This window comes from Nocardioides baculatus (genome assembly GCF_016735675.1).
Lineage (GTDB): Bacteria > Actinomycetota > Actinomycetes > Propionibacteriales > Nocardioidaceae > Nocardioides > Nocardioides baculatus.
Genome location: NZ_JAERSG010000006.1, coordinates 125,370 through 144,563, shown reverse-complemented (window position 1 = coordinate 144,563; position 19,194 = coordinate 125,370). Strand labels below are relative to the sequence as shown.

The 19,194-nt window shown below is 71.4% G+C and carries 21 protein-coding genes and 1 tRNA gene; 5 read left to right on the top strand and 17 right to left on the bottom strand.

Annotated features, from left to right (window positions below; genetic code table 11):
- Position 1 precedes the first annotated feature (1 nt).
- Genes JI751_RS18445 through leuS form a run of 3 tightly spaced genes read right to left on the bottom strand, consistent with a single transcriptional unit; the run spans position 2 to position 4,259 of the window.
- On the bottom strand, positions 2 to 841 hold the full coding sequence (locus tag JI751_RS18445) for a ComEA family DNA-binding protein (protein ID WP_201939952.1): 840 nt from the start codon (positions 839 to 841) through the stop codon (positions 2 to 4).
- A 40-nt stretch (positions 842 to 881) separates the two neighbouring features.
- Positions 882 to 1,754, bottom strand: a complete 873-nt coding sequence (locus JI751_RS18440) for a DegV family protein (RefSeq protein ID WP_201939950.1) — start codon at positions 1,752 to 1,754, stop codon at positions 882 to 884.
- 9 nt (positions 1,755 to 1,763) lie between these two features.
- A complete protein-coding gene (gene leuS, locus JI751_RS18435) occupies positions 1,764 to 4,259 on the bottom strand; it encodes a leucine--tRNA ligase (protein ID WP_201939948.1) in 2,496 nt (831 codons plus the stop codon).
- Between the two features lie 170 nt (positions 4,260 to 4,429).
- On the opposite strand from leuS, the gene JI751_RS18430 reads away from it, so the two are divergent.
- Positions 4,430 to 5,224, top strand: coding sequence for a hypothetical protein (locus JI751_RS18430; RefSeq protein WP_201939945.1), 795 nt, complete (start codon positions 4,430 to 4,432; stop codon positions 5,222 to 5,224).
- Here JI751_RS18430 and JI751_RS18425 read toward each other — a convergent pair.
- Positions 5,202 to 5,696: a DUF4870 domain-containing protein gene (locus JI751_RS18425; protein WP_201939943.1), complete on the bottom strand. Its 495-nt coding sequence runs from the start codon at positions 5,694 to 5,696 to the stop codon at positions 5,202 to 5,204. The genes JI751_RS18430 and JI751_RS18425 overlap by 23 nt on opposite strands.
- A gap of 290 nt (positions 5,697 to 5,986) precedes the next feature.
- Between JI751_RS18425 and JI751_RS18420 the strand changes: the two genes are divergently transcribed.
- A complete protein-coding gene (locus tag JI751_RS18420) occupies positions 5,987 to 6,529 on the top strand; it encodes an ArsR/SmtB family transcription factor (RefSeq protein WP_201939941.1) in 543 nt (180 codons plus the stop codon).
- Positions 6,526 to 7,773 (top strand): MFS transporter, encoded by a 1,248-nt coding sequence (locus JI751_RS18415; RefSeq protein WP_201939939.1) that lies wholly within the window; start codon positions 6,526 to 6,528, stop codon positions 7,771 to 7,773. Before JI751_RS18420 ends, JI751_RS18415 begins: the two co-directional genes overlap by 4 nt.
- On the opposite strand, the gene JI751_RS18410 is transcribed toward JI751_RS18415, so the two are convergent.
- Positions 7,754 to 8,218 (bottom strand): hypothetical protein, encoded by a 465-nt coding sequence (locus tag JI751_RS18410; protein WP_201939937.1) that lies wholly within the window; start codon positions 8,216 to 8,218, stop codon positions 7,754 to 7,756. The two genes, JI751_RS18415 and JI751_RS18410, sit on opposite strands and share 20 nt — an antisense overlap.
- Before the next feature lie 22 nt (positions 8,219 to 8,240).
- Between JI751_RS18410 and JI751_RS18405 the strand changes: the two genes are divergently transcribed.
- Complete coding sequence (locus tag JI751_RS18405) at positions 8,241 to 9,002, top strand: SDR family NAD(P)-dependent oxidoreductase (RefSeq protein WP_201939936.1); 762 nt, start codon at positions 8,241 to 8,243, stop codon at positions 9,000 to 9,002.
- A gap of 4 nt (positions 9,003 to 9,006) precedes the next feature.
- On the opposite strand, the gene rocD is transcribed toward JI751_RS18405, so the two are convergent.
- The 7 genes from rocD to JI751_RS18370 form a co-directional block, all read right to left on the bottom strand.
- On the bottom strand, positions 9,007 to 10,245 hold the full coding sequence (rocD, locus tag JI751_RS18400) for an ornithine--oxo-acid transaminase (RefSeq protein ID WP_201939934.1): 1,239 nt from the start codon (positions 10,243 to 10,245) through the stop codon (positions 9,007 to 9,009).
- 350 nt (positions 10,246 to 10,595) lie between these two features.
- Positions 10,596 to 10,671 (bottom strand) — tRNA-Ala (locus JI751_RS18395).
- Positions 10,672 to 10,718: 47 nt separating this feature from the next.
- Positions 10,719 to 11,342 (bottom strand): histidine phosphatase family protein, encoded by a 624-nt coding sequence (locus JI751_RS18390; protein ID WP_201939932.1) that lies wholly within the window; start codon positions 11,340 to 11,342, stop codon positions 10,719 to 10,721.
- Positions 11,339 to 11,698 (bottom strand): ribosome silencing factor, encoded by a 360-nt coding sequence (gene rsfS, locus JI751_RS18385; RefSeq protein WP_201939930.1) that lies wholly within the window; start codon positions 11,696 to 11,698, stop codon positions 11,339 to 11,341. Before rsfS ends, JI751_RS18390 begins: the two co-directional genes overlap by 4 nt.
- Entirely contained in the window at positions 11,695 to 12,318 is a 624-nt protein-coding gene (nadD, locus tag JI751_RS18380; RefSeq protein ID WP_307814367.1) for a nicotinate-nucleotide adenylyltransferase, read from the bottom strand. Before nadD ends, rsfS begins: the two co-directional genes overlap by 4 nt.
- A 4-nt stretch (positions 12,319 to 12,322) precedes the next feature.
- A complete protein-coding gene (locus JI751_RS18375) occupies positions 12,323 to 12,475 on the bottom strand; it encodes a hypothetical protein (protein WP_201939922.1) in 153 nt (50 codons plus the stop codon).
- 33 nt (positions 12,476 to 12,508) lie between these two features.
- Positions 12,509 to 13,759 (bottom strand): glutamate-5-semialdehyde dehydrogenase, encoded by a 1,251-nt coding sequence (locus tag JI751_RS18370; protein ID WP_201939920.1) that lies wholly within the window; start codon positions 13,757 to 13,759, stop codon positions 12,509 to 12,511.
- A 38-nt stretch (positions 13,760 to 13,797) separates the two neighbouring features.
- Here JI751_RS18370 and JI751_RS18365 point away from each other — a divergent pair, with 38 nt between their 5' ends.
- A complete protein-coding gene (locus JI751_RS18365; RefSeq protein WP_201939918.1) occupies positions 13,798 to 15,339 on the top strand; it encodes a hypothetical protein in 1,542 nt (513 codons plus the stop codon).
- 67 nt (positions 15,340 to 15,406) lie between these two features.
- On the opposite strand, the gene JI751_RS18360 is transcribed toward JI751_RS18365, so the two are convergent.
- The 5 genes from JI751_RS18360 to JI751_RS18340 all read right to left on the bottom strand — a co-directional run bounded on the left by JI751_RS18360 (position 15,407) and on the right by JI751_RS18340 (position 19,139).
- Positions 15,407 to 16,360: an electron transfer flavoprotein subunit alpha/FixB family protein gene (locus tag JI751_RS18360; protein ID WP_201939917.1), complete on the bottom strand. Its 954-nt coding sequence runs from the start codon at positions 16,358 to 16,360 to the stop codon at positions 15,407 to 15,409.
- A gap of 14 nt (positions 16,361 to 16,374) precedes the next feature.
- The gene (locus JI751_RS18355; protein ID WP_307814366.1) at positions 16,375 to 17,157 is read right to left on the bottom strand and encodes an electron transfer flavoprotein subunit beta/FixA family protein; all 783 of its coding nucleotides are present in this window, start codon (positions 17,155 to 17,157) and stop codon (positions 16,375 to 16,377) included.
- Positions 17,158 to 17,292: 135 nt separating this feature from the next.
- A complete protein-coding gene (locus JI751_RS18350; protein WP_201939915.1) occupies positions 17,293 to 17,958 on the bottom strand; it encodes an Ig-like domain-containing protein in 666 nt (221 codons plus the stop codon).
- A gap of 41 nt (positions 17,959 to 17,999) precedes the next feature.
- On the bottom strand, positions 18,000 to 18,302 hold the full coding sequence (locus tag JI751_RS18345) for a hypothetical protein (RefSeq protein WP_201939914.1): 303 nt from the start codon (positions 18,300 to 18,302) through the stop codon (positions 18,000 to 18,002).
- Positions 18,303 to 18,362: 60 nt separating this feature from the next.
- Positions 18,363 to 19,139, bottom strand: a complete 777-nt coding sequence (locus tag JI751_RS18340; RefSeq protein WP_201939913.1) for an enoyl-CoA hydratase/isomerase family protein — start codon at positions 19,137 to 19,139, stop codon at positions 18,363 to 18,365.
- Positions 19,140 to 19,194: the final 55 nt, after the last annotated feature.

Sequence of the window (19,194 nt, the reverse complement as noted above, 5' to 3'; positions counted from 1 at the left end):
GTCAGAGGGTGACGAGCGGCGCGAGGTCCTCGAGCGTCGCCTCGCCGATGCCGTCCACCTCCAACAGCTCGTCGACGGAGGTGAAGCCGCCGTTGTCGGTGCGCCACGCGAGGATCGCCCCGGCGGTCACCGGACCCACTCCGGGGAGCGTCTCCAGGGTGCCCTGGTCCGCGGTGTTGAGGTTGACCAGCGACGTCCCCTCGGGCGGCGAGGTGCCGAGGCCGCCCGCGACGCCCGGGGCAGGAGCGATGCCGACCAGGATCTGCTCGCCGTCCACCACGAGCCGCGCGAGGTTGAGCCCGGTCAGGTCGGTCCCGTTGCGGGCTCCCCCGGCCGCCTCGAGCGCGTCGACCACCCGCGAGCCCGCCGGGAGCACGGCGATGCCGGGACGGCGTACCTTCCCTGCGACGTCGACGACGAGGTCACCGCCCGCGTCAGCGCCGGGTGATGCCTCGGTCGGCACCGGCGCGAGTGGCTCTGCGGCTCGTTCGGGGCTGACCGAGCTGATGGGGGTGGCCGGCACGAGCTCGGCCTGGTCGCGGACCGTCCACCACGCCGCCAGCCCGACCGCGGCAGCCGCGACGACCGCGACCACGGCCAGGTGCACCGGACCGAGCCGCAGCCCGCCGACCGTCAGCCGTCGCGACGCGTGCCGGCCCGGCACGGGCAGCACCACGGGCGCAGGCACGTCGTCGGGGCGGACGCGGACCCGCGTGTGCGTCGACACGCCCGCCTCGTCGTCCTCGGGCTCACCGCGTACGGCCGCCAGCTCCGCGCTCAGCGTCGCCAGCCGGCGCGACACCGCCTCCGCGTGCTCGGACGAGGACTGGGATCGGCGCATCCCTCCACGCTAGGAACGCGCGACCGCCTCCCGACAGGGGTCAGCGGCGATCTGTGGACAGCCGCGGGGACACGCAGACCGCGACCATGCCGGGCCCGACGTGGGCACCGAGCACCGCGCCGAGCTCGCCGCACATGACCTCGCGGCCCTCGAGCCCGTCGGCGAGCCGCTCGGTCAGGGCTGCGGCGAGCTCCTCGGCCCGGGCCGCGTTGGTGAGGTGGGAGACGCAGACGTCGACCGGCTGGTCGCCGGCGGCCTCGACGGCGAGGTCCGCGAGCCGGGCGAGGGCACGCGAGGCCGTACGGACGCGCTCGCGGGGCTGGACGCGGCCGTCGACGATCTCGAGCAGCGGCTTGACCGACAGCGCGCTGCCGAGGATCTTCGCGGCGGCGCCGATGCGGCCGCCGCGGCGGAGGTACTCGAGCGTGTCGACGTAGAACAGCGAGGTCGCGGCCTCGCCCCGCGCGACTGCGGCCTCGGCGGCCTCCTCGGCCGTCCCGCCCGTGTCGAGCACGTCGCAGGCGGTCAGCGCGGCGTAGCCCGTCGCGATGCCGACCTGGCCGGAGTCGACGACGTGCACCGGCATCTCGAGCTCGAGCGCGGCGAGCTGGGCGGACTCGAAGGTGCCGCTCATCTCGCCGGACAGGTGCACCGAGACGATCTCCTCGACGCCCTCGGCCTCGAGCGAGCGGTAGAGCTCGGCGAACAGCGCGGGCGCCGGCCGCGACGTGCTGACCGGTACGAAGTCGCGCAGCGCCTCGGCGACCACCTCGGGCGTCGCGCCGCCGGGACCCTCGTCCAGCACCCGGGCGCCGATCACCACCTGGAGCGGCACGACCCGGATGCCGCGAGCCTGCGCCACCTCGGCGGGCAGGCTCGCGGTCGAGTCCGTGACGACGACCACGCGCGGCATGCGGTGACCCTAGACGACGATGTTCACGAGCTTGGGGGCGCGGACGATCACCTTGCGCACGGGCGCTCCGTCGATCGCCCGCTGCACGCCCTCGTCGGCCAGCGCGGCGGCCTCCAGGTCGACGTCGGACACGTCCGGCGAGACCTCCAGGCGCGCGCGGACCTTGCCCTTGACCTGCACCACGGCGGTGACGGTCTCCTCGACCAGCAGCGCCTCGTCGACCTCTGGCCAGCCGACGCGGGACACGGTGGGCTCGTGGCCCAGTCGCTCCCACATCTCCTCGGCCGTGTAGGGCGCGACCAGCGACAGCAGGATCGTGACGGCCTCGGCCGCCTCGCGCACCGCCGGGTCGGCCGGGCCGACGCCCGAGTCGATGGCCTTGCGGGTCGCGTTGACCAGCTCCATCACCTTGGCGACCATCACGTTGAAGCGGTAGACCTCGACCAGCTCGGCGGCGTCGTGCACCGTGCGCGCAGTCGTACGCCGCAGCGCCTCGTCGCCCGTCGTCACGTCGACCCCCGGGGCGGAGGTGACGTCGCCCGACAGCCGCCAGGCCCGCTGCAGGAAGCGCAGCGACCCCTCGGGCGACATGTTGGCCCAGTCGATGTCGTCCTCCGGAGGACCGGCGAAGACCAGGGTCAGCCGCACGGCGTCCACGCCGAAGGCGGACAGCTGCTCGCCCAGGTTGACGCCGTTGCCCAGGGACTTGCTCATCTTCTTGCCCTGGTTGATCACGAAGCCCTGGTTGAGCTGGGCGGACCACGGCTCGCGGAAGTCGACCAGGCCCATGTCGTTGAGCACCTTGGTGAAGAACCGGCCGTAGAGCAGGTGCAGCACGGCGTGCTCGACGCCACCGACGTAGAGCTGCGACGGCATCCACGCGTTGACCAGGTCGGAGTCGAACGGCCGGTCGGTCTCGTGCGGCGAGCAGTAGCGGAACATGTACCAGGACGAGTCGACGAAGGTGTCCATCGTGTCGGTGTCGCGCGTCGCCGGGCCGCCGCACGTCGGGCAGGCCACCTCGACCCACTCGGTCGCGCCGCCCAGGGGCGAGGTGCCCTTGGGCTTCAGGTCGGTCCCCCGCAGCATCGGCAGCGTGACCGGCAGCTGGTCCTCGGGGACCGGCACCTCGCCGTCGACCGGGCAGTGGATGATCGGGATCGGCGCGCCCCAGTAGCGCTGGCGGCTCAACAGCCAGTCGCGCAGGCGGTAGTTGACCGTGCCGCGGCCCAGTCCCTGGCCCTCCAGGAACGCGATCGTCGTCGACTTGGCCTCGGCGACGCCCATCCCCGACAGGTCGATCTCGTCGTTGGCGGAGTTGATCGCCGGGCCGTCGCCGGTGAAGGCGTCGCCGTCGAAGTCCGCCGGCGGCTGCACCGTACGGATCACCGGCAGGTCGAAGACCTGGGCGAAGTCCCAGTCGCGCTGGTCCTGCCCGGGCACGGCCATGATCGCGCCGGTGCCGTAGTCGGCCAGCACGTAGTCGGCGGCGTAGACCGGGATCTGCGTGCCGGTCAGCGGGTTGGTGGCGTGCACGCCCAGGAAGACGCCCGTCTTGGGCCGGTCCGTGGCCTGCCGCTCGATCTCGCTGCTGCGGCGCACCTCCTCGCGGTAGGCCTCGAACGCCTCCCGCTGCTCGTCGACGACCAGCTCGTCGGCCAGCGCCGCGTCCGCCGCCACCACCATGAACGTCGCACCGAACAGCGTGTCCGGCCGGGTCGTGTAGACGGTCAGCGGCTCCTCACGGCCCTCGATGACGAAGTCGACGTGGGCGCCCTCGGAGCGTCCGATCCAGTTGCGCTGCGCGGTGACGACGCGGTCCGGCCACGTGCTCTCCAGCTCGTCCAGGCCGTCCAGCAGCTCCTGCGCGTAGTCGGTGATCTTGAAGTACCACTGCGTCAGGTTCTTCTTGGTCACCTCCGCCCCGCACCGCTCGCAGGCACCGTTGACGACCTGCTCGTTGGCCAGCACCGTCTGGTCCTGGGGGCACCAGTTGACCGGGCTGTTCTTGCGGTAGGCCAGGCCCCGCTCGTAGAACTTCAGGAACAGCCACTGCGTCCACCGGTAGTACTCCGGGTCGCTGGTGTTGAACGTGCGCGACCAGTCGAACGAGGCGGCGTACTTCCGGCACGACTCGATCGACTTGGCGATGTTGGCCCGGGTGTAGGTGTCGGGGTGCTCATCGTTGCGGATCGCCGCGTTCTCCGCGGGCAGGCCGAACGAGTCGAAGCCCATCGGGTTCAGCACCTCGTAGCCGCGCTGCCACCAGTAGCGCGCCACCACGTCGTGCAGCGCGAACACCTCGGCGTGCCCCATGTGCAGGTCACCGCTCGGGTAGGGGAACATCGTCAGCGCGTAGCGCTTCTCGCGCGGGCTCGCGTCGTCGGCGCGGAACTGGTCGAGCTCCTCCCAGACCCGCTGCCACTTGGTCTCGGTGGCCGCGATGTCGTACGTCGCGCGCTCTCCGTCGTGGGCTGCCTGGTCTCGCGTCTCTGGGCTGCTCATGATCTGTCCTCAGTGCTGGGTGTGCGGGTGCGGGCATGAAAAAACCCCTCGCATGGAGGGGTGGCCGCGTGTCGGTCCTCGTGGGTGGAGGACTCGATCAGCGCGGCTGACGAAGAAGGAGCTGCTTCTGCACGAGACCAGCATACCGCCATCCGTCGATACTGCTCTGCATGGCCGCTGACCTGAGCAGGTACGACGACGTCCTCGCCTTCCTCACCGCGCTCCCCCAGCGGGTGCCGTCGTTGCAGGTGGTGGTGGTGAACGGGTCCGCGGTCACCGGCGGGTGGGACGACCACTCCGACCTCGACGTCGAGGCCTGGTGCAGCGGCGACGCCGTGACGACGTACGACGCCGTGCTCGCGCTGGTCCGCGAAGAGCTCCCGGTCGACCACGTGTGGGAGCTGCCGGCCGCGACCTGGCCCGACGGGCGGCAGTGCTTCATCCACCTCCAGCCCGACGCCGCCGACCTCAGCCGGCCGACGCGGCTGCTCGACATCGTCATCCTGACGACGCCGGAGCGCCTGACGATGGACACCCGTCGGCACGGCACGCCGATCGTGCTGCACGACCCCGAGGGCGTGATGGTGATCGAGGACGACGACGAGGCCGAGATGGAGGCCGGGCGCCGGCTGGCGGTCGAGCAGACCGCCGCCCGTCGGCAGACCGCGGCCTGGCTGGTGGAGCGCGCGATCGAGCGCGACGACCTCGCCGAGGCGACCGCGCTCCACCTGCGCTTCGCGGTCGAGCCGCTCGTCAGGCTGCTGCGGATCCAGCACTGCCCGGCCCGCTGGGACTTCGGCCTGCGCTACCTGCGCACCGACCTGCCCGACGGGTTCGCCGAGCAGGTGGAAGCAGTGCTGCCCGGGCCGGACCTCGCGGTCCGGTCCCGGGCAGCGTTCGCGTGGCAGGACGAGGTGCTGGCTCAGCTCACGTCGCGCTGGGTCACTTCACGAAGCGAGGCGTGAACGGCGGGTTCCACCACTCGCCGTTGTAGGCCTTGACGGCGCCGACGACGTGCAGGATGCCCGCGACGACGAACGCGGCGACCAGCGCCGGCACCATCACGACCAGGCCGAGACCGAAGGTCAGCAGCGCGACGGGGATGGTCAGGATGCCGAGCACGACGAGCCAGATGAACATCGTGATCTGGATGTTGAGCGAGTTGGCCGCGTGGGAGCGGACGAACGGCCCGCGGTCCTTGTGGATCACGTAGACCGCCACCGAGGCGAGGAAGCCCAGGAAGCCGGCCGAGAAGATCATCGCGACCACGGCTCCCGCATGGCTGAGCGCACCCCAGGTGCGCTCGTCCTCGGGCGACATCGTGGACGGACGACCCTGGTGGGCGGGCTGCGGCTGGCCGTGGGCCTGCTGGTCGTAGGACGGGTAGGCCTGCGTCGGGTGCGCCTGCGTCGGGTCCTGCGGGTACTGGTCGGACATCTCACTCACTCCTCGTGGGCCGGGTGCCCTCTTGATGACACCCAGCAAAGCAGTCCCGAATGCCCTTTTCATCCCGTTCCGGGGTCGAGTCAGGGTCGGCTCAGGGGTCGTTCCGGGCGGCCACCTCCACGCCCGCACCCGGGTAGTTCAGGACGAGATGGCTGCCGTGACGACAGCTCGACGACCGTCCCACCCTGAACTACCGGGACCACGACTACCCAAGAAGTGTTTGACAGTACGTCCTCACTCGCTGGATGCTTGACTCCCCAACGATCCTTGGAGGGTCCCGAGTGGCCGACCACCTCACCGACCCCAGCGCTGTCTCCGCGCTGCGCTCGGTCGCGCACCCCGTCCGGCTCAGGATCCTGTCGCTGCTCACCGCCGAGGCGATGAGTGCGGCCGAAGTGGCGCGCTCGCTCGAGCTCACCCACGCCAACGCGTCGTACCACCTGCGGGTGCTGCACGACGCCGGGGAGCTGCTGGTGGAGAGCGAGGAGAAGATCCGCGGCGGGATGGCGAAGCGCTACCGCTACCGCGTCGGCGGCGATCCGGACCGTCCCCACTCCCCCGGTTCCTCGGTCGACGACCGGATCGCGTGGCAGTCGGCGACGCACAGCGAGATCGTCCGCCGCCTGGCCAGTGCAACCAGCGGCCCCGGCACCTCCTCGGACATCGAGACCTGGGTCGACGCGGAGACCTGGCGCGCGGCGATGGACGCCGTCGTCGGCGCGATGAACCTGCTCCACGACAACGCCCGCCCGCCCCGGACGGAGGGGACGATCCACGTCAGCGCCTCCAGCCAGGGGTTCGTGATGGAGGACGACGCCCGATGAGCCGCAGCGCCTCCCTCGCCCCGCTCGGCGAGCGCAACTTCGCGTGGTACTTCTCCTCGCGCCTGGTCAACACCCTCGGCGCGATGATGGCCAACATCGCCCTGACCTTCGCCGTGCTCGACATCGACGGGCGCGCGGTGGCGATCGGCTACGTGCTCGCCGCACACACGATCCCGATGATCCTGCTGCTGCTCTGGGGCGGCGTGCTCGCCGACCGCTTCCCGCGCGCCGTGGTGCTCCAGGTCTCCAACGTCCTGTCCGCGATCTCCCAGGGCGTCATCGCCTATCTCGTGCTCTCCGGGCGCGCCGAGCTCTGGATGATCATCGTGCTCACCGCGTTCCACGGCGCCGTCTCGGCGATGTCGATGCCCGCGATGTTCGGGATGGTCCCCCAGCTCGTGCCGCGCGAGTCGCTCCAGCAGGCGAACGCACTGCTGTCGCTGACCCGCAACGGCCTCACCGTCCTCGGCCCCTCCCTCGGCGCCTTCCTCGTCGTCACGGTCGGACCCGGCTGGGCGCTCGCCGTCGACGCCCTCACCTGGGCTCTCGCCGCTCTCCTCCTGCTGCCGATGCAGATCCCACCGCGCGCGCCCCGCGCGGAGGCGACCTCGACCATGCAGGACCTCCGCGAGGGCTGGACCTTCTTCCGCAGCGTCACGTGGCTGTGGGCCGTCGTGCTCGGCTTCGGCGCCCTCAACATGATCCACAACGGCGCGCTCTTCACCCTCGGACCCGTGGTCGCGGAGGACACGATCGGCCGCCAGGCGTGGGGGTTCGTGCTCTCGGCCGAGGCCGCGGGCCTGCTGGTGATGGCGGTGATCCTGCTGCGGTTCCGACTCGAGCGCCCGCTGCTGTGGGGCATGCTCGCCATCACCCTCAACGGGCTGCCGATGATCATGCTGGGCGTCGATCCCGTCGTCGTCGCGCTCGTCGTCGCCGCCTTCATCGGTGGAATGGGCATCGAGGTCTTCTCGATGGGCTGGAACCTCGCCATGCAGGAGAACATCGACGACGACATGCTCAGCCGTGCGTCGTCCTACGACATGCTCGGCTCGTTCATCGCGATGCCCATCGGCCAGCTCGCCTGGGGGCCGCTCGGCGTGGCCTTCGGCAACGAGCGCGTGCTGGTGGCGTCCGGAGTGGCGTACGCCGTCATCTGCGGGCTCGTGCTCTGCTCCCGGTCCGTGCGCACGCTCCCCCGCACGCCGGTGGTGCCGGCCGCGGTCAGCGCACCGACCCACTGACGGTCGCGGTGCCCTTCGCCCCGTCCGCCGGTCGGAGCGTGGTCTCCGCCCTCAACGTCGCCCCGGGCTCGACACCGTAGATCCGGAACGGGGCCTTCCAGGACGGGCGCAAGGTGAGGCCCGGCATCTCCACCCCGTCGGCGGAGATGGTCGACAATCGCAGGGACACGTCCGTGCCGCGCGAGCGCAGCCGATCGACCGGCGTGGTGCGGATGCAGAAGTCGACCCCGCCCTCCGACGCGGCGGCGTACATCCGGGCCGTGCCGAGCCTGACGCCGGCCCGGGTGCGGATGGCCGAGCGGTCGACGAGCGGCATCGTCGAGCACCGCGACGCGGGTGCCCGCGGGGCCACGTCCTCGTCGGGCGCAGCAGCGGCGGCGGGCACCGTGCCCAGCGGGGCGGCGAGGGCGATGAGCAGGGCCGGGACTCCGAGACGACGCAGCATGGCTGCACTCTAGGCTCAGGGCATGGCTCTCCTGGACCTCTTCCGACTGGACGACAAGGTCGTCATCGTCACCGGCGCCTCGAGCGGGCTGGGCGTGGCCTTCGCGCACGCCTTCGCGGAGGCAGGCGCCGACGTGGTGCTCGGCGCACGCCGGGTCGAGAAGCTGGAGTCGGTCGCCGAGTCGGTCCGCGTCATCGGCCGCCGGGTGCACACCGTCGCCACCGACGTGGCCGACCCCGAGCAGTGCCAGCGGCTCGTCGACGAGGCGATGGCGACCTTCGGTCGCGTCGACGTGCTCGTCAACAACGCCGGCGTCGGCACCGCCGTGCCGGCCACCCGCGAGACGCCCGAGCAGTTCCGCTCGGTCATCGACGTCAACCTCAACGGCTGCTACTGGATGGCGCAGGCGTGCGGCCGGGTGATGGAGCCCGGCTCGAGCATCGTCAACATCTCCTCGATCCTCGGCATCACCACCGGCGGCCTGCCGCAGGCGGCGTACAGCGCCTCCAAGGCAGGACTGGGCGGCCTGACCCGCGACCTCGCCCAGCAGTGGACGGGCCGCAAGGGCATCCGCGTCAACGCGCTCGCGCCGGGGTTCTTCGAGTCGGAGATGACCGACTCCTACCCCGACGGCTACCTCGACCTCGCGATGATGCGCGTCCCCGCCGGCCGCAAGGGCGACCCGCGCGAGCTCGCCGCGACCGCCGTGTGGCTGGCCTCGGACGCCGGCGGCTACGTCACCGGGCAGATGATCCCGGTGGACGGCGGCCTCACGATCGCCTGAGCGCTCAGGCGCCGGCGAGGATCTCCGTGACCGCGGTGACCAGCCCGGCGATGTCCTCGTCGCTGGCGACCAGCGGCGGGGCGAAGCGGACGGTGGAGCCGTGGGTGTCCTTGGCGAGGATGCCGCGGGCCATCAGCGCCTCGGACATCTGCCGGCCGGACATCAGGCTCGGGTCGATGTCGATGCCGGCCCAGGCGCCGCGGACGCGTACGTCGGAGAGGCCCTGGCCGATGAGCGGCGAGAACCCCGCCTCGAGCTGACGGCCGATCTCGGCCGAGCGGGCCTGGAAGGTGCCCTCCTCGAGCATCGCGACGACCTCGGTGCCGATGGCCGCGGCGAGCGGGTTGCCGCCGAAGGTCGAGCCGTGCGAGCCGGGCGTGATGACGTCCATGATCTCGTGGTTCGCCGCGATCGCGGAGACGGGGTAGATGCCGCCGCCGAGCGCCTTGCCCATGATGTAGATGTCGGGGACGACGTCCTCGTGGTCGCAGGCGAACGTCTTGCCGGACCGCGCGAGGCCGGACTGGATCTCGTCGGCCACCATCAGCACGTTGCGCTCGGTGCAGAGCCGGCGCAGGTCCGTGAGGAAGCCCTCGGGCGGCATGACCACGCCGCCCTCGCCCTGGATCGGCTCGAAGAGCACCGCGACGGTCGTCTCGTCGATGGCCGAGGCGATGGCTTCGATGTCGCCGTACTTGGCGCTCCTGAAGCCAGTCGTGAACGGCGCGTAGCCCGAGGTCGCGACGTCGTCGTCGGAGAAGCTGACGATGGTGGTGGTGCGGCCGTGGAAGTTGCCCTCCATGGTGATGATCGTGGCCTGGCCGGCCGGCACGCCCTTGACCTCGTAGCCCCACTTGCGGCTGACCTTGATCGCGGTCTCGACGGCCTCGGCGCCGGAGTTCATCGGCAGGATCATGTCCTTGCCGGTGAGCCGCGTGAGGGCCTGCGCGAAGCCGCTGAGCTGGTCGTTGAAGAACGCCCGGCTGGTCAGCGTGAGCCTGCCGAGCTGCTCGCGCGCGACCGCGACGAGGCGCTCGTTGGTGTGGCCGAAGTTGAGCGCCGAGTAGCCCGCGAGGCAGTCGAGGTAGCGCTTGCCGTCGACGTCGATGACCCAGGCGCCCTCGCCGCGCGCGAGCACCACCGGGAGCGGGTGGTAGTTGTGCGCGGCGTACTTCTCGGTGGCCTCGATGTGGGCCTCGGTGCCCTCGAGGACGGTACGGGGGGTGCTGTCGATCGCGGTCATGAGCACATGGTGCCACCGGCCCTCACCGAACGCCGATTCGCCCGTCGTGGGTGCTCTGGACCGGAGATCCTGCGGTGTCCGCACCCGCCGGTCGGGACACGTGTCCGAGAAATGGCCCTCGGCGCGGGCGGCCAGGGGCGACATCTCGGACACGTGTACGCAGCGGGGCCGCGCTCATCCGAAATGGCAGAAGGCCCGCGTCTCCGCGGGCCTTCTCGTTGGTGGAGGTGAGGGGACTCGAACCCCTGACCCTCTGCATGCCATTGCCCAGAATTGGCAGAGCCGCTACCAGCTGCGCCCGGCGCTCACCCGCAATGGCAGAAGGCCCGCGTCTCCGCGGGCCTTCTCGTTGGTGGAGGTGAGGGGACTCGAACCCCTGACCCTCTGCATGCCATGCAGATGCGCTACCAGCTGCGCCACACCCCCAACAGCCGAGAACAATATCGGACCGGGTCGCGCAGGTGAAATCGGGGTCAGGCGATGCGGTTCCAGGCAGTGAGTCGCCACTGCTCGACGCCGCCGGTCCAGGTCGAGGCGGAGTGCTCGAGCACGACCCAGCCGCAGTTGGCGAGCACGCCGAAGGACTCGCCGGGGTCGCCCTCCCAGCCGAGGAAGGCGGGTACGGCGACGCGCAGCGCGGCGCCGTGGGCGACGACCAGGCCGGTCTCGCCGTCGGCCAGCGTGTCGACGTACGACGTCAGGGCGGGGACGAAGCGGTCCAGCACCTCGTCGCGGGTCTCGCGGCCGGGGATGCCGGCGATGTCGCCGGCGAGGAGGGCGGCGTACTCCTCGGGGAACTGCTCGGCGTACTCGTCCGAGGTCAGCCCCGTGCGGTTCGGACCGATGTCGAATTCGCGCAGCCGCGGGTCGGTCACCGGGTCGAGGCCGCACTCGGCAGCGACCGCGTCGGCGGTCTGCGCGGCCCGGGCGAGGTCGGACGTCCAGATGGCCACCGGCTCCAGCGCGGCCATGAGAGGCCCGACCTCCTTGGCCTGGGCCAGCCCGACGTCGTCGAGCGGCACGTCGGCGTGGCCCTGGGCCCGTCCGGTGTCGTTCCAGGCGGTGCGCCCGTGGCGCAGGAGGACCAGGCGCCTCACGTGAGAGTGAGCGGGATGACCGGGCAGTCGCTCCAGAGCCGCTCGAGGGCGTAGAACATCCGCTCCTCCTCGTGCTGGACGTGCACGACGATCTCGCCGTAGTCGAGCAGCACCCAGCGACCCTCCTTGTGCCCCTCGCGGCGGATGGGCTTGGCGCCGGCCTCGCGGAGCTTGTCCTCGATCTCGTCGACGATGGCGCCGACGGCACGCTCGTTGCTGGCGCTGGCGAGCACGAACGCGTCGGTGATGGCGATCTGCTCGCTGACGTCGAAGGCCAGCACCTGGTCGGCCTTCTTGTCGTGGGCGGCCTGGGCCGCGACCTCGACGAGCTCGATGGCGTGGTCGGTGGCTGTCATTCAGTGTCCTTGTCGGTGCCGGTGGCGGGTGATGCGTAGAGGTCGTGCTTGGCGATGTACTGCACGACGCCGTCGGGCACGAGGTACCAGACGGGCTCGCCGCGACGCTTGCGGTCGCGGCAGTCGGTCGAGGAGATCGCGAGGGCCGGGATCTCGATCATGGTGACCCGGTCGGACGGGATCTTCGCGAGCGCCTCCGGGTCCATGGTGTAGCCGGGGCGCGTGCAGCCGACGAAGTTGGCGAGGTCGAAGAGCTCGTCGACGTCGCGCCACGTGAAGATGTCGGCGAGGGCGTCGGCACCGGTGATGAAGAAGAGCTCGGCGTCGGGCATCACGGCCTTGAGGTCGCGCAGCGTGTCGATGGTGTACGTCCTGCCCTCACGGTCGATGTCGACGCGGGAGACGTTGAAGCGCGGGTTGGCCGCGGTCGCCACCACGGTCATCAGGTAGCGGTGCTCGGCCTCGGTGACGTCGCGTTCGCTCTTCTGCCACGGGTCGCCGGTGGGGACGAAGACGACCTCGTCGAGGTCGAACCACGCCTGGACCTCGGAGGCGGCCACCAGGTGGCCGTGGTGGATGGGGTCGAACGTGCCGCCCATCACACCGACGCGACGCACCACGAGATCAGCTGTGCTCGCGTCCGCCACCGAAGGAGACGACTGCCGCCAGCACGACGAGCAGGAGGCCGAGCGCGATGACGCCGATCCAGTAGGGGTGGATGGCGGGCTCGCCGTGCTCGGAGGTCTCGGCGGCCAGCGTGATGGCAGTGCTCAGCATGTCGGCGATCCTATCGCCTGCGAGCGGCCGGGCTCACCGCACGTGCCCGTCACCGACCACGACGTACTTGCTCGACGTCATCTCCGGCAGGCCCATGGGGCCGCGGGCGTGCAGCTTCTGCGTCGAGATGCCGATCTCGGCACCGAAGCCGAACTCGCCACCGTCGGTGAACCGCGTCGAGGCGTTGACCACCACCGCGGCCGAGTCGACGGCTGCGACGAAGCGCCTGATGGTGGCCTGGTCGCGGGCGAGGATCGCCTCGGTGTGGCCCGACGAGAAGCGCCGGATGTGCTCGATCGCGCCCTCCACGTCGTCCACGACCGCCGCCGAGATCTCCATCGCGAGGAACTCGGCCGCGTGGTCCTCGTCGGTCACCGGCACCACGTCGTCGTACTCGGCGAACGCGGGGTCGCCGTGGACGACCACCCCGGCCGCCTGCAGCGCCTCGACCACCGTCGGCAGGAACTCGTCGGCGACGTCGCGGTGCACGAGCAGCGACTCCGCGGCGTTGCACACGCTCGTGCGCTGGGTCTTGGCGTTGAGCACGATCGCGAGCGCCTGCTCGAGGTCGGCGGAGGCGTCGACGTAGACGTGGCAGTTGCCCACGCCCGTCTCGATCACGGGGACCGTGGACTCCTCGACGACGCTGCGGATCAGTCCGGCACCACCGCGCGGGATGAGCACGTCGACCAGTCCGCGGGCCCGCATCAGCGCCTTGACGCTGTCGTGGGTGTCCCCCGGCACGAGCTGTACGACGTCCGCGGGCAGGCCGCTGCCGTCGAGGGCGCCCCGCATGGCCTCGACGATCGCGGTGTTGCTCGAGCGCGCGCTCGACGAGCCGCGCAGAAGCACCGCGTTGCCCGCCTTGAGGCAGATGCCGGCGGCGTCGGCGGTGACGTTGGGGCGGGCCTCGTAGATCATCCCGACCACGCCGAACGGCACCCGCACCTGCCGCAGCTCGAGGCCGTTGGCGAGCGTGCTGCCCCGGAGCACCTCCCCCACCGGGTCGGGCAGGCCGGCGACGTCGCGCAGTCCCTGCGCCATCGACGCGAGCCGGTCGTCGTCGAGACGCAGCCGGTCGACGATGTTGGCGGGCGTGCCGGCCGCCTCGGCCCGCGCGACGTCGTCGGCGTTCTCGGCCAGGATCGCCTCGGAGGAGGCGAGCAGGGCGTCGGCCATCGCGTGCAGCGCCGCGTCCTTGGTCGCGCGGGTCGCCGTGGCCAGCACGTGGCTGGCGGTCCGCGCTCGACCGGCCACCTCGCGCACGGACTCCTCGCTGCTCATGCGGCCAGCGTAGGACCGGTTGGCCCTATCCTCGGCCCATGTCTCGCATCACGGGGGTGATCGTCGCGCTCGCGACGGCAGCAGCGGTCCTGACGGGCCCGACGGTGGGCGCCCAGACCGCGCCGGCGGGGCAACCGTCCACGGAGCTGCCGCGCGAGATCGTCGGCGGCGTCGAGCTCGCGCTCGCGAACGGCGACCTGCTGCGGGTGTGGGCCACCGACGACTACCGCGCCGTCGTGTCGCGGCGACGTGACGCGGCGACCGGCACGTGGGGTCCGCGCCTCGACGTGCTGCGGCGCAAGAACCTCTTCTGCGGCGAGGTCGACGCCCGCACGGCCAACGGCGCCGTCGCCGTCCTCGCCCAGTGCGACCGCTACGGCTACTCCGAGGACCAGGCGCCGGTCGCGTCACGGGCGCTGTGGTCGCCCGACGGCGTGACGTGGTCGTCGTACACGCTCCCGGGCGAGGGCCACGAGGAGCCCGGCATCTCCCCCGACGGGGTCAACGCCGTGTGGCCGCTGCACCAGGCCTACGTCACCCGCACGGCCGCCGGATTCGCGACCCACGAGATCGCGAGCGAGGGCCAGGAGTACACCGTGACCGCCACCATCACGGACTCCGAGCAGGTGTCCTTCCTCTACGGCGGCAGCCTCGACGGCGAGCAGTGCGGGATCGTGGCGCTGACGCGCACCGGCGACGCGACCCCGACCCGGCAGCAGCTCGCGCTCGACGACGCCTGCCGGGACAGCTTCTTCGCCAACGCCGATGCCGACACCACGCTCTTCGGGTGGACCGGCGACCCGGGACAGGTGGCCGTGATCTCACGTCCCGACCCCACCTCGCCCTGGGCCGTCAGCAGGCGAACGCCACAGTCCGCTCCCGGGCTGGTGATCCCCGACCGGGGAGGCCTCGACGTGCAGTTCTTCACCGCGCCCGGTGCGCCCCTCGTGGCGCTCGGCTCACGGACCGGGCGGCGGGTGCAGGTGCAGGTCTACGACCCGGTCGCCCAGATGTGGGGACCGGCGACGACGGTGTTCACGTCGCCCACCAGGTGCCACTGGGGCGGCTCGTACGGCGAGACCCTCGGCGTGCTCGTGGCCGTGCTCGACTGCAAGGGCGGCAACGTGGCGCTCACGACCCGCGACGGCCACGACTGGCAGGCGCTCCGGATGGGCGATCGACCCCTGGGCCCGTCCCCGGACGGCCAGTACGTCGCCGTGCCCGGGCCGACCAGCACGCACGTCATCTCCCGCGAGCTCGGCGTCGTCACGTTGCCGACCGGCTCGACGGGTCGCTGCGACGTCGCACTCCCGGACGGCCCGCAGGCAGCCGTGCGTCTCGTCGCAGCGCCGGGCTCGCGGAGGTGGCCGACGCTGCTCCGCCGCATCACCGCCGACGGCACCACCGGGCTCGGCCGGTTCCGGACGCCGGCGCGGGGCCGGTGCTCCGCAGCCGAGGGGGAACGGCTCTACGACAAGCCGTTCTGGTTCAGCATGCGCAGCACCCGGATCGACATGGGTCAGATCGTGCGCCTCGTGCACCGCAGCGACGGGTGGCACGTGTGGGTCAAGGCCATCTGAGCGACCGACGCGTGCGAACGCCCCCGGCTGGTGCAGCCGGGGGCGTTCGTCGTGCGGTCGTCGGGGCTCAGCCCTTGCGCTCCTTGACCTTCTCGGTCGCGGCGGGCAGGACCGTGTGGAGGTCGCCCACCACACCGAAGTCGACGAGCTCGAAGATCGGCGCCTCGGGGTCCTTGTTGACCGCGACGATCGTCTTCGACGTCTGCATGCCGGCGCGGTGCTGGATCGCACCGGAGATGCCGTTGGCGACGTAGAGCTGCGGCGAGACGGTCTTGCCGGTCTGGCCGACCTGGAACGCGTGCGGCATCCAGCCCGAGTCGACCGCGGCACGCGAGGCGCCCACGGCAGCACCGAGGGAGTCGGCGAAGCCCTCGACGGGCTCGAAGTTGCCGCCGGTGCCGCGACCGCCGGAGACCACGATCGCGGCCTCGGTCAGCTCGGGACGACCGGTCGACTGGCGCGGCTGGGTGGCCACGATCTGCGCGCCCTTGGCGGCATCCGAGATCGTCGCGGCGAACGCCTCGACGGTCCCGGCACCCTCGGACTCCTCGGGAGCGGCCGAGTTGGGCTTGACGGTGATGATCGGCGTGCCGGTGGTGACCTTGGCCTGCACCGTGTAGTTGCCGGCGAACACGCTCTGCGTGGTCACACCCGCGTCGCTCACGTCGACCGCGTCCGTGATCAGGCCGGAGCCGATCTTGATCGCCAGTCGGGCGGCGACCTCCTTGTTCTCGAAGGTCGACGGCAGGAGGATCGCTGCGGGGCCGGCCTGCTCCGCCAGCTGCTGCAGCGCCTCGGCCTTCGGCGCGACGAGGAAGCCCTTGATCTGGGCGTCGTCGACGACGTAGACCTTCGCAGCGCCGTACTTCTTGACCTTCTCGGCCACCGCGTCACCCTGCTCGGGCGAGCCGAAGAACACCGCGGACGGCTCGCCGAGCCGCTTGGCGATCGTCAGCAGCTCGTAGGTGGGCTTCTTGACCTCGCCGTCGGCGTGGTCGACGACTACCAGGACTTCAGACATGTCTACGCAGCTCCTCAGATGAACTTCTTGGACGCGAGGAACTCGACCAGCGCGCCGGCGCCCGATCCGTCCTCGTCGGTGACGACCTCGCCGGCCGTGCGCGGCGGGCGGGCCTCGGTGTCCTCCACCTGCGTGTAGGCCACCGACAGGCCGACCTGCTCGGCGTCGAGGCCGAGGTCGGTGAGCGACCACGTCTCCAGCGGCTTCTTCTTCGCCGCCATGATGCCCTTGAACGACGGGTAGCGGGCCTCGCCCGACTGGTCGGTCACGCTCAGCACGATCGGCAGCGTCGCACCGATGACCTCGGTCGAGCCCTCGTTGTCGCGCTTGATGCGGACCTGGTCGCCCTGCGACTCCACCACGGAGGCCAGCGTGACCTGCGGCAGACCCAGGCGCTCGGCCAGCATCGCCGGCACGACCGAGCCCGAGGCATCCGTCGAGGCCATGCCGCACATGACGAGGTCGGCACCGGCGTCGGCCTTGATCTTCTCCACGGCCTTGGCCAGCACGAGGGACGTGCCGAGGTAGTCGGAGCCGGCGATCGCGTCGTCGACGACGTGGACGCCGGAGTCGGCGCCCATCTGGAGCGCCTTGCGCACCGCGTCGACGGCCTTCTCGGGGCCGACGGTCAGGGCGGTGACGGTGATCTCCTCACCCTCACGCTTCTCGCGGAACTGCAACGCCTGCTCGACGGCGTACTCGTCCAGCTCGGACAACAGGCCGTCGACACCGACGCGGTCGACGGTGTTGTCGTCCTCGAACTTGCGGTCGGCCGTGGCGTCCGGCACGTACTTCACACAGACAACAATGTTCATGGTGGTGTGGCCTCGCGGCCCCTCCTGTGGACTCGGATGTGCGCTCGAGGTTACTAGTGAGTCACCCCGGACCGGAATGCCGATCCGGGTGGAGTGGCTCACAGGCCGCACCCGGGCTCAGCGCTGGCGGACGGTGAACTTCTCGGTGTATCGGGCGAGGAGGTGCTGGGCGTCGCCGGCGTACGTCACCCGCAGCCGGTAGCGGCCGGTCCTGAGGATGCCGAGGCGGGCTGTGGCCGCCCCCGCCTGGTCGAGCGTCCGCTGGCGCCGGGTGACCTTGCCGGTGCCGAGGTGGCGCACGCTCACGCTCACCGCTCCCGTGGGCCGGGTGCCGAAGTCGCCGACCGCCCCGATCACGACGGCCGTCGGGGTGTGGGCGCCGCGGCCGGTGACGCGGACCTGCACGAACGTGCGCGCCTGGGCCACGACCCACGTCGCGGGTGCGGAGTCGCTCCCCTGCTGCTGGTCGGGGAACTGGACGAAGCGCGCGACCACCGAGTGGGTGCCGACGACGGCGCGCGGGAGGGTGATGCTCGCGGTGCCGTCGCCGCGGAGGTTGGCCTTGATGGGCGTGCCGTCGACGATGAAGAGCACGTCCCCGTCGGGCGTGCCGCCGGGCAGCGCGACCTGCGCCGAGGCGGTCACCGTCTGCCCGTAGGCGGATGTGGGGCTGCTCAGCGTGAGCGTCGTCGTCGACGGGGGCGCGCCGTGCGCGGGCGCCGCCCAGCCCCCGCCCGCGAGGGCGACGAGTGCGGCGGCCGTGGCAACGCAGGTGCGGTTCACGCCCTCACGATAGTTGAGCGACGTGGCTACCGCGGCTGCTTCTAGGGCTTGATGATGCGATCCAGCAGGCGACCGACGACGAGGTACGCGATCGCGCCGAGGCCCCAGTTGAAGAGGGCGTTCTTGACCTGGGCCCCGTCACCCTCGAACTGCTTGATGCCGTCCTTGCGCGAGAAGACGTCGAGGTCGATGAAGTCGGCCGCACGCAGGACGAAGTCCACCAGCGAGTTGCTCCGGTTGGCGTCCAGCGCGATCAGCAGGGCGCCGATGGCCAGGACGAGGGCTGCCAGCGCCGCCAGCAGCCAGACGAGCTGCGCCAGTCGTGCCCGGATCTTCGTCACCACGGTGGGTCTCCTAGTCGTTCGTCGCGTCGTTCGTCGAGGTCGTCGCCGGTCAGGCGGGGATCAACGTCCCACGAATGTTGCCTTGCCCGGTCCGTTCTCAACGAACGAGGACATGCCGCGGGTACGGTCCTCGGTCGCGAAGATCGCGGCGAACTGCTGCCGCTCGATCTGGAGGCCGGTCTCGAGGTCGGTCTCCGAGCCCAGGTCGATGCACTCCTTGGCCGCACGGATCGCGAGCGCAGCGGCGCCGCTGAACTGGGCGGCGTACGACACCGCCTCGTCGAGCACCTGCTCGGCGGCCACGACGCGGTCGACGAGGCCGATCCGCAGCGCCTCGTCGGCCTTGACGAAGCGACCGGTGAAGATCAGGTCCTTCGCGGTCGACGTACCGACCAGTCGGGACAGGCGCTGCGTGCCGCCGGCGCCGGGGATGATCCCGAGCAGCACCTCGGGCTGGCCGAAGACCGCGTCCTCCGCGGCGAAGCGCAGGTCCGCGGCGAGCGCGAGCTCGCAGCCCCCGCCCAGGGCGTAGCCGTTGACGGCCGCGATGACGGGCTTGGGGATCCGGGCAATCGCGGTGGTGGCGGAGCTCGCGGAGTCGGCGATCCGCACCATCTCGGCGTAGGAGACCTCCGCCATCTCCTTGACGTCGTTGCCGGCGGCGAAGACCCGCTCGCCGCCCCACACCACCACGGCGCGTACGTCGTCGCGCTCGGTCAGCTCGGCGGCGGCCTCGCGGAGGTCGGCCTGCACCTGCACGCTGATGGCGTTCATCTTGGGCCGGTCAAGCCGGAGCACGGCGACCCCGTCGGTCACGTCGATCGAGACGAACTCCATGGCTGCTCCTGAGAGTGGGTGGGAGATGCGTGATGCGATGCGGACGTCGCAGTGA

What these genes read in the sequence shown, in the direction of transcription:
- JI751_RS18445 (WP_201939952.1), bottom strand. Translation starts at nt 841, where the DNA reads ATGCGCCGATCCCAGTCCTCGTCCGAGCACGCGGAGGCGGTGTCGCGC.
- JI751_RS18440 (WP_201939950.1), bottom strand. Translation starts at nt 1,754, where the DNA reads ATGCCGCGCGTGGTCGTCGTCACGGACTCGACCGCGAGCCTGCCCGCC.
- leuS (WP_201939948.1), bottom strand. Translation starts at nt 4,259, where the DNA reads ATGAGCAGCCCAGAGACGCGAGACCAGGCAGCCCACGACGGAGAGCGC.
- JI751_RS18430 (WP_201939945.1), top strand. Translation starts at nt 4,430, where the DNA reads ATGGCCGCTGACCTGAGCAGGTACGACGACGTCCTCGCCTTCCTCACC.
- JI751_RS18425 (WP_201939943.1), bottom strand. Translation starts at nt 5,696, where the DNA reads ATGTCCGACCAGTACCCGCAGGACCCGACGCAGGCGCACCCGACGCAG.
- JI751_RS18415 (WP_201939939.1), top strand. Translation starts at nt 6,526, where the DNA reads ATGAGCCGCAGCGCCTCCCTCGCCCCGCTCGGCGAGCGCAACTTCGCG.
- JI751_RS18410 (WP_201939937.1), bottom strand. Translation starts at nt 8,218, where the DNA reads ATGCTGCGTCGTCTCGGAGTCCCGGCCCTGCTCATCGCCCTCGCCGCC.
- JI751_RS18405 (WP_201939936.1), top strand. Translation starts at nt 8,241, where the DNA reads ATGGCTCTCCTGGACCTCTTCCGACTGGACGACAAGGTCGTCATCGTC.
- rocD (WP_201939934.1), bottom strand. Translation starts at nt 10,245, where the DNA reads ATGACCGCGATCGACAGCACCCCCCGTACCGTCCTCGAGGGCACCGAG.
- rsfS (WP_201939930.1), bottom strand. Translation starts at nt 11,698, where the DNA reads ATGACAGCCACCGACCACGCCATCGAGCTCGTCGAGGTCGCGGCCCAG.
- JI751_RS18375 (WP_201939922.1), bottom strand. Translation starts at nt 12,475, where the DNA reads ATGCTGAGCACTGCCATCACGCTGGCCGCCGAGACCTCCGAGCACGGC.
- JI751_RS18370 (WP_201939920.1), bottom strand. Translation starts at nt 13,759, where the DNA reads ATGAGCAGCGAGGAGTCCGTGCGCGAGGTGGCCGGTCGAGCGCGGACC.
- JI751_RS18365 (WP_201939918.1), top strand. Translation starts at nt 13,798, where the DNA reads ATGTCTCGCATCACGGGGGTGATCGTCGCGCTCGCGACGGCAGCAGCG.
- JI751_RS18360 (WP_201939917.1), bottom strand. Translation starts at nt 16,360, where the DNA reads ATGTCTGAAGTCCTGGTAGTCGTCGACCACGCCGACGGCGAGGTCAAG.
- JI751_RS18340 (WP_201939913.1), bottom strand. Translation starts at nt 19,139, where the DNA reads ATGGAGTTCGTCTCGATCGACGTGACCGACGGGGTCGCCGTGCTCCGG.